This window comes from Curtobacterium sp. MMLR14_006 (genome assembly GCF_001864985.1).
Taxonomy (GTDB): domain Bacteria; phylum Actinomycetota; class Actinomycetes; order Actinomycetales; family Microbacteriaceae; genus Curtobacterium.
The window spans coordinates 93,218-101,131 of record NZ_MJGU01000024.1; the positions used below are offsets into that span (position 1 = coordinate 93,218).

7 protein-coding genes are annotated in these 7,914 nt (G+C 71.2%); 3 read left to right on the forward strand and 4 right to left on the reverse strand.

Translation table 11 applies throughout. The features are described from left to right. Nucleotides 1-239: 239 nt before the first annotated feature. Nucleotides 240-1,340, forward strand: a complete 1,101-nt coding sequence (locus BIU94_RS15165; RefSeq protein WP_071262645.1) for an ABC transporter ATP-binding protein — start codon at nt 240-242, stop codon at nt 1,338-1,340. A 76-nt stretch (nt 1,341-1,416) separates the two neighbouring features. Then, a complete protein-coding gene (locus tag BIU94_RS15170) occupies nt 1,417-2,730 on the forward strand; it encodes a DUF4032 domain-containing protein (protein WP_139195879.1) in 1,314 nt (437 codons plus the stop codon). Between the two features lie 272 nt (nt 2,731-3,002). Here the strand turns inward: BIU94_RS15170 and rlmB are convergent, their stop codons facing one another. From rlmB to BIU94_RS15190, 4 genes are read right to left on the reverse strand one after another with little or no spacing between them, the layout of a single operon-like run. Then, a complete protein-coding gene (gene rlmB, locus BIU94_RS15175) occupies nt 3,003-4,010 on the reverse strand; it encodes a 23S rRNA (guanosine(2251)-2'-O)-methyltransferase RlmB (protein ID WP_071262646.1) in 1,008 nt (335 codons plus the stop codon). Between the two features lie 28 nt (nt 4,011-4,038). Then, nucleotides 4,039-5,448, reverse strand: coding sequence for a cysteine--tRNA ligase (gene cysS, locus BIU94_RS15180; protein WP_071262647.1), 1,410 nt, complete (start codon nt 5,446-5,448; stop codon nt 4,039-4,041). A gap of 17 nt (nt 5,449-5,465) precedes the next feature. After that, the gene (ispD, locus tag BIU94_RS15185; RefSeq protein WP_071262648.1) at nt 5,466-6,641 is read right to left on the reverse strand and encodes a 2-C-methyl-D-erythritol 4-phosphate cytidylyltransferase; all 1,176 of its coding nucleotides are present in this window, start codon (nt 6,639-6,641) and stop codon (nt 5,466-5,468) included. Nucleotides 6,642-6,690: 49 nt separating this feature from the next. Then, the gene (locus tag BIU94_RS15190) at nt 6,691-7,173 is read right to left on the reverse strand and encodes a CarD family transcriptional regulator (protein ID WP_017888066.1); all 483 of its coding nucleotides are present in this window, start codon (nt 7,171-7,173) and stop codon (nt 6,691-6,693) included. A 139-nt stretch (nt 7,174-7,312) separates the two neighbouring features. Here BIU94_RS15190 and BIU94_RS15195 point away from each other — a divergent pair, with 139 nt between their 5' ends. After that, a complete protein-coding gene (locus BIU94_RS15195; RefSeq protein ID WP_139196419.1) occupies nt 7,313-7,852 on the forward strand; it encodes a hypothetical protein in 540 nt (179 codons plus the stop codon). Nucleotides 7,853-7,914 lie beyond the last annotated feature (62 nt).

The window sequence follows — 7,914 nt, forward strand, 5'->3', positions numbered from 1 at the left end:
GTGCGTCGTCCTCCTGATCGGCGTCCGCACGGCTCACCCCCGCTCGGCGGACGGACCCGGCGATTGTAGTGGGCCGCTCTGGGAACCACCCAACCAGCCGGGAAACACTGGCGCACCCCGGGGAACTCGTGTTGTATGAACTCCGATGGTCGACGACGACCGTCCGGGGCCCGCACGGGCAACCGCTTCACTCGGATCGTCCGGCACGTACCTGCCGGTGAAGGAAGGATCGAACGCTCATGGCGTCCGTCACCTATGACAAGGCAACCCGTCTCTACCCCGGAGGCAACCGTCCCGCGGTCGACTCCCTCGACCTGGACGTCGCCGACGGCGAGTTCCTCGTCCTCGTCGGCCCGTCGGGCTGCGGCAAGTCCACCTCGCTCCGCATGCTGGCCGGCCTCGAAGAGGTCAACTCCGGCCAGATCCGCATCGGCGACCGCGACGTCACGGACGTCCCGCCGAAGGACCGCGACATCGCGATGGTGTTCCAGAACTACGCGCTGTACCCGCACATGACCGTCGCCGAGAACATGGGCTTCGCGCTCAAGATCGCCGGCGTCGGCAAGGAAGAGCGCGCCACCCGCGTGCAGGAGGCCGCGAAGCTCCTCGACCTCGAGCAGTACCTCGGCCGCAAGCCGAAGGCCCTCTCCGGTGGTCAGCGTCAGCGCGTCGCCATGGGCCGCGCGATCGTCCGTCAGCCGCAGGTGTTCCTCATGGACGAGCCGCTGTCGAACCTCGACGCCAAGCTCCGCGTGCAGACCCGCACCCAGATCGCGTCGCTGCAGCGTCGTCTCGGCGTCACCACGGTCTACGTCACGCACGACCAGACCGAGGCCCTGACGATGGGCGACCGCATCGCGGTGCTCAAGGACGGCATCCTGCAGCAGGTCGGCTCGCCGCGCGACCTGTACGAGAAGCCGAACAACGTCTTCGTCGCCGGCTTCATCGGTTCGCCGGCCATGAACCTCCTGCCGGCCGACGTGGTCGAGGGCGGCATCAAGTTCGGCACGCTCAACCACCCGATCGACCGCGACACGCTCTCGAACGCCCGCGCCGGGAACATCACGGTCGGCATCCGCCCCGAGGACGTCCAGGTGTCGTCCTCCGGCGAGGGCCTGCCCGTCACGGTCGACGTCGTCGAGGAGCTCGGCGCCGACGGCTACCTCTACGGTCACGCCGACGTCAACGGCTCGCGCGTCGACATCGTCGCCCGTGTCGACGGTCGCTCGCACCCCTCGATCGGTGACACGATCGTCGTCACGCCGAAGCAGGGCCACGTGCACGCGTTCGACACCGAGTCGGGCGAGCGTCTCGACGACAAGGCCGTCATCAGCGCGTAGGACCGCAGGGTCACGACCAAGAGGCGCGGTGCCGGACGGCACCGCGCCTCTCCCACGCACCGAACAGGAACCAACCGTGCCCGAGTCGATGTCCATCACCGCCGCCACCGTCGACCCCGGACTGCTCGACCTGCCCTGGGACCTGCCGCTCGCGGACTGGCCGGACGAGACGATCGTCGCGCTGCCGAAGGGCATCTCGCGACACCTCGTGCGCTTCGTGCACCTGGGCGGGTACGTCGCCGCCGTGAAGGAGACGGGCGAGGAGGTCGCCCGTGCCGAGTACGACATGCTCCGGACCCTGCAGCGCATGGACGTGCCGTGCGTCGACCCGGTGGCCGTCATCACGAACCGCGCCGACGCCGAGGGCCAGCCGCTCCACCCGGTGCTCGTCACCCGGCACCTGCGGTTCTCGCTGCCGTACCGGGCGCTGTACTCGCAGACGCTCCGCCCGGAGACCGCCACCCGCCTGGTCGACGCGCTCGCGCTGCTGCTCGTCCGGCTGCACATCATCGGCTTCTACTGGGGTGACGTCTCGCTGTCGAACACGCTGTTCCGCCGCGACGCCGGCTCCTTCGCCGCGTACCTGGTGGACGCCGAGACCGGCAAGCTCTACCCCGGCGGCCTGTCCAACGGGCAGCGCGAGAACGACCTCGAGGTCGCCCGGGTGAACATCGCCGGCGAGCTGCTCGACCTCGAGGCCGGCGGGCGCCTCGACGAGAACGCCGACCCGGTCGACGTGTCGAACCGGATCGTCGCCCAGTACCGGACCCTGTGGAAGGAACTCACCGGCACCGAGCAGTTCGACATCAAGGAGCGGTGGCGCATCAACGACCGCGTCGAACGGCTCAACGAGCTCGGCTTCGACATCGAGGAGCTCTCGATCCACACGACCGAGGGCGGTTCGCAGGTGCGGATCCAGCCGAAGGTCGTCGACGCCGGCCACCACCAGCGCCGTCTGCTGCGCCTGACCGGCCTCGACGCGGGCGAGAACCAGGCACGCCGCCTGCTCAACGACCTCGACTCGTACCGTGCCCGCAACGGCCGTGACGAGCTCGACGAGGAGATGGTGGCGCACGAGTGGGTGTCCCGGGTCTTCGAGCCCGTCGTCCGCTCGATCCCCCGCGACCTGCGCGGGCGCCTCGAGCCGGCGGAGGTCTTCCACGAGCTGCTCGAGCACCGCTGGTTCATGTCCCAGCAGGAGGAACGCTCGGTCTCCCTGCCCGAGGCCACGACCGCCTACATCAACGACGTCCTGCGACACCGCCGTGACGAGCGACTGCTCATCAACCCGCCGACCTCGTCGATGACGCTGCCGATCCCGGTGGTCGACGACGCCGAGGTCGACGCGGACGACTCCGACGACGTCGACGACTGGCGCGCGACCGTCTGAGACGGTCGCCGGTCGGTCACGACACCCCGCCGGGTGGACGCCGACTGGTCGCAGACGGCCGGCAGGGGCGTCTCGCAGCGACGACTCGTGACCACACGGCGGGCACCATCCGACGTGTCCTGACCGTTCGGGGTCGAGAACGCGACCGTCTGGAGGCCCGGCCCACGTCCCGGAGACCGGCGCCGGCCCTCCAGACCGTCACGCCCAGCGCGCACCACCCCGTGAGCAGGAATGGTCGCCTNNGACCATTCCTGCTCACGAAGTGCGTGCGGCTACGCGGAGCGACGGCGCCGCGCGACCTCCCACAGGGTCACGCTCGCGGCGATGCCGGCGTTGAGGGACTCGGTCGCGCTCGAGATCGGGATCGACACGATCGCGTCGCAGGTCTCGGTGACCAGGCGCGACAGGCCCTTGCCCTCGGAGCCGACGACGATGACGATCGGCCGGTCGGCGAGCTCGAGGGCGTCGAGCTCGACGTCGCCGTCGCCGTCCAGACCGAGGACGAACAGGCCCATGGACTTGAGCGACTTGAGGGTCTGCGTCAGGTTCGGAGCCATCGCGACGGGCGTGCGGGCGGCGGCACCGGCCGAAGTCTTCCACGCCGACGCCGTCACGCCGACCGAGCGGCGCTGCGGCACGATGACGCCGTGCCCGCCGAAGGCCGCGGTCGAGCGGATGATGGCACCGAGGTTGCGCGGGTCGGTGATGCCGTCGAGCGCCACCATGAGCGGGACCTGGTCGCGGGCGAACGCCTGCTCGGCGATGTCCTCGGCGACCGCGTACTGGTACGCCGGCACCTTGAGCGCGACGCCCTGGTGCACGCTGTCGTGCCCGGTGATGCGGTCGAGCTCCGGGCGCATGATCTCCATGATCGCCACACCGCGGTGGTTGGCGAGCGCGAGGATCTCCTTGACGCGGTCGTCGACCTCGATGCGGGACGCGATGTAGAGCGTCGTCGACGGGGTCTTCGTGCGGAGCGCCTCGAGCACGGAGTTGCGGCCGGTCACGAGCTCGGAGTCGTCGGTCTTCCGCGCCGGCGGGCGGGTGCGGCTCTGCGGCGTCGACGAGGCGCCGTGACGCCCCTTCGCTGCCTCGAACCGGTCCTTCGCGGCCTTGCGCTTGCCGGCGGGGTGGTACGGCCGGTCCTCGGCCTTCGGGGTCGGCTTGCGGCCCTCGAGCGCCTGCGCGCCCTGGCCGCCGGAGCCGACCTGCTTGTTGCCCTTGCGGCCGGAACGGACGGCACCGGGCCGGCCCTTCTTGTTGCCCGAGACGTTCTTCATGCGTAGCTCCTGTTCGGCACTGCCGTGTTCAGGCGATGCTCCAGCGTGTTCCGGACGGTGTGTCCTCGATCGTGATGCCCGCGGCCGCGAGGTCGTCGCGGACTCGGTCGGCCGCGGTGAAGTCCCGTGCTGCCCTGGCGTCCGCGCGCTCCTGCACGAGGCGTTCGACGAGGGCGGCGAGCGGGCCGGCCGAGGCGTCCTGGCCGGTGCCCGACCAGTGGGCGGCCCGCGGGTCGATGCCGAGGACCTCGACCATCGCGGCCACCTGATGGTACGCGACCCCGAGGGATTCCGCATCGCCGGAGTCCAGGGCGGCGTTGCCGGCGCGGACCGTCTCGTGCAGCACGGCGAGTGCCTGCGGGACCGCCAGGTCGTCGTCCATCGCCGCCGCGAAGGCGTCCGGCACGGCCGGGGCGTCGGTGAGGTGCACGCCCTCGAGCCGGGGTTCGGCGCGGGACAGGAAGCCGTCGATGCGGTCGTACGCCGCCTCGGCCTCGGCGAGGGACCCCTCGTGGTGGTCGATCGACGAGCGGTAGTGCGCGGCGCCGAGGAAGTACCGCACGACCGCGGGCCGTGCCGCCGCCAGGAAGTCCGCGGCGAAGATCGAGTTGCCGAGCGACTTCGACATCTTCTGCCCGTCGACGGTCACCAGGCCGTTGTGCAACCAGTACGAGGCGAACGGGTCGCCCGCCGCGGTCGACTGCGCGAGCTCGTTCTCGTGGTGCGGGAAGCGCAGGTCGAGTCCGCCGCCGTGGATGTCGAACGCCGGGCCGAGGTAGCGGCGGGACATCGCGGAGCACTCGATGTGCCAGCCGGGACGGCCGGGCCCCCAGGGCGAGTCCCACGACGCGGTCGCCGGCTCACCGGGCTTCGAGCCCTTCCAGAGCGCGAAGTCGCGGGCGTCGCGCTTGCCGCGGGGGTCGGCGTCGGCGGCGTCGACCATGTCCTCGCGGCGCTGCCGGGTGAGCACGCCGTAGTCGGCCCAGCTGCCGGTGTCGAAGTAGACGTCGCCGGACCCGTCGGCCGCCACGTACGCGTGCCCGCGTTCGACCAGGCGCTCGATGATGTCGTGCATCTGCGGGACGCTCGCGGTCGCCCGCGGCTCGTACGTCGGGGGCAGGATGCCGAGGGCGGCGTACGCGGCCGTGAACTCCAGCTCGACGCGGTAGGCGCGGGCGAACCACTCCTCGTCGGTGCCGGCGGCCAGGTCGAGGACCTTGTCGTCGATGTCGGTGACGTTGCGCACCAGGGTCACACGGTGGCCACGGTACGTCAGCCAGCGGCGCCAGATGTCGTAGACCAGTGCCGAGCGGAGGTGCCCGATGTGCGGCGACGACTGCACCGTCGGACCGCAGACGTACATGCTCACCCGTCCGTCGACCAGCGGGACGAGGTCGACCACGGCTGCGGCGCGGGAGTCGTAGAGGCGAACGGTCACGATCCCAGCCTAGGACGTCAGGCCCGCCGGACGACGGCGGTCGCGATCGCCGCGAGTCCTTCGCCCCGACCCGTGAAGCCGAGACCGTCCGTGGTGGTGCCGGACACCGCGACCGGCGCACCGACCACGGCCGACAGGGCGTCCTGCATCTCGGTCCGTCGTGCACCGATGCGCGGGCGGTTCCCGATCACCTGCACCGTGACGGACACGGGGACGAGGTCCGCGGACGCCAGCATCGCGACCGCGCCGCGGACGAAGACGTCGCCCGCGGCACCTGCGTACTGCGGATCCGACGTGCCGAAGGTCCCACCGATGTCGCCGAGGCCGCCGGCCGACAGCAGGGCGTCGCACACGGCGTGCGCCACGGCGTCGCCGTCGCTGTGCCCGGACAGCCCCGGTTCGCCGGGGAAGTCGAGCAGGCCGACCCGGCACGGCGACGCGGCGTCGAACGCGTGCACGTCGACGCCGAGGCCGACCCGGGTGTCGGCAGGTGCCGCGGAGCGGGCCCGCACGATCGACTCGGCACGGCCGAGGTCCCACGGCGTCGTGATCTTGAAGGCGTCGGCGTCGCCCGGGACGGACCGGACCGTGCGACCTGCGGCCCGGAACACGCCGGCGTCGTCGGTCTCGGAACGCTCGGACGCGGCGTAGGCCTGCCGGAGCGCACCGAGCGGGAACCCCTGCGGCGTCTGCACGGCGACGAGCGCGGACCGGTCGACGGTCTCGACGACGAGGTCCCCGTCGACGCGCTTGACGGTGTCGACGACCGGCAGTGCGGGGACGAACCCGGCTCCGGAGCCGTCGCGCACGGAACCGGCGACTGCGTCGAACACCCGGTCGAACTGGCTGGCGGGCGTCAGGCAGCGGGCCGCGTCGTGCACGAGGACCGTCTCGACGGAGTCGGGCAGCGCGGCGAGGCCGGCCTGCACCGAGCCGTGCCGGTCGGCGCCCCCGGCGACCACCGCCGTGTACGCCCCGGCAGCCCCCGCGACCGCGGCGACCAGCTGGCGGCAGTCGTCGAGCAGTGCCGCCGGCGCGACCACGACGACGAGCGTCGGCGTCGCCAGGGCGAAGAGGGGCTCGATCGCCCGCGCGAGCATGAGCGTGCCGGCGACGGGGACGAACGCCTTCGCGGTGCCGATGCCGAGCCGGGTGCCGGACCCCGCCGCAACGACGACGACCGCCCGGTCCACCCCTGCGGGGAACCGTGCGGTCGTCGTCCGTGCTGTCGCGTTCAGTGGCTCAGGAGGCCAGGACCTCGTCGAGGACGGTCGATGCCTTGTCCTCGTCGGTCTTCTCGGCCAGCGCGAGCTCGGAGATCAGGATCTGCCGGGCCTTCGCCAGCATCCGCTTCTCGCCCGCGGAGAGTCCGCGGTCCTGGTCGCGTCGCCAGAGGTCGCGGACGACCTCGGACACCTTGATGACGTCACCGGAAGCGAGCTTCTCGAGGTTCGCCTTGTACCGGCGCGACCAGTTGGTGGGTTCCTCGGTGAACGGCGCCCGGAGGACCTCGAACACCTTGTCGAGTCCTTCCTTGCCGATCACGTCGCGGACGCCGACCAGGTCGACGTTGTCCGCCGGGACCTCGATCGTCAGGTCACCCTGCGTGACCCGCAGTTTCAGGTAGACCTTTTCCTCACCCTTGATGACGCGCGTCTTGACTTCAGAGATGGTTGCCGCCCCGTGGTGGGGGTAGACGACGGTCTCGCCGACCTCGAATTGCATGTATCAGGCTCCGTTCCCAGACTTCCAGTTTACCACAAGGGCGTTTCGGGTAAGGGGACCCTCAGCACGACGCCCACCCGTCGATCGGTAGGATGGTGCGGGACCGTCCGGTCCTCATCGTGACTTACGGAGGAATCTCTTGCGAGCTCGGGTACTCGTGTCCGTCGCCGTTGCGGCAACCATCGCGCTCGGCGCCACCGGCTGCGAGTTCATGTCGCCCGCGCACACCGTCGACATCAAGCAGATCACGGACGGCGTCAACGTCTCGACCGGCAAGGTGGACGTGCGCAACGCCCTCCTCATCTCGGACGACGGCACGGCCGCGCGCTTCGTCGGCACGCTCGTGAACAACGACGAGCGCGACGCGATCACCGTCTCGGTGGAGATCGGTGGCGACACCGAGACCGTCCTCGTGCCGGCGAACGCGCACGTCGACCTGGCGAACGACTCGCAGCACGCGACGCTCGACTTCGACAGCGCCGACGCCGAGCCGGGCTCGCTGGCGAAGGTGTACTTCTCCTACCCCGACACCGAGGGCGTCTCGGCGAACGTCCCGGTGCTCTCCTCCGCGCAGGAGGAGTACGCGACCCTCACCCCCACCTCGACGCCCACCGGTGCGGTCACCCTGCCGGCCGAGACCCCGTCGGCCACGCCGACGGACGAGCCCTCCGGCGACTGACGCCGTGCGCGTCGCCTCGGCGTCGCTGCGCACCGCACGGGCAGGAGGCCCGGTGCGAGTCC

What these genes read in the sequence shown, in the direction of transcription:
- BIU94_RS15165 (WP_071262645.1), top strand. Translation starts at nt 240, where the DNA reads ATGGCGTCCGTCACCTATGACAAGGCAACCCGTCTCTACCCCGGAGGC.
- rlmB (WP_071262646.1), bottom strand. Translation starts at nt 4,010, where the DNA reads ATGAAGAACGTCTCGGGCAACAAGAAGGGCCGGCCCGGTGCCGTCCGT.
- BIU94_RS15190 (WP_017888066.1), bottom strand. Translation starts at nt 7,173, where the DNA reads ATGCAATTCGAGGTCGGCGAGACCGTCGTCTACCCCCACCACGGGGCG.